The organism is Rhizobium sp. SVR5-2C (assembly GCF_056755115.1).
Genome location: NZ_JBNDHT010000658.1, coordinates 1 through 230 on the forward strand (window position 1 = coordinate 1; position 230 = coordinate 230).

Consider the following 230-nt stretch of genomic DNA (forward strand, 5'->3'; position numbering starts at 1 on the left):
GTGCCAGTCGACTGAAGCTCTTCGAGTTCACTCCGAGCGTGCACTTCTTGCCATTCGGGAGACGTCATGTCGAACCAGCGAAGCCCTGCGTTCAAATCCTCGCGATCATACTGCACCATGCGGAGAAACGCAGCGTTGGCATCGATCAGACGTCCGTCCAAGTCCCAGACGACAAGCCCTATGACGTTGGCATCGACCAGCCGCCGGATCCTGGCTTCTCGTTCCGCGAG

Annotated in this window: 1 protein-coding gene; it reads right to left on the reverse strand. The window is 58.7% G+C overall.

Annotation, left to right across the window (positions count from 1 at the left end):
- Positions 1-230: PAS domain-containing protein (locus ACPYOI_RS37275; protein ID WP_481424331.1), on the reverse strand; the 230-nt coding region annotated here is incomplete at both ends.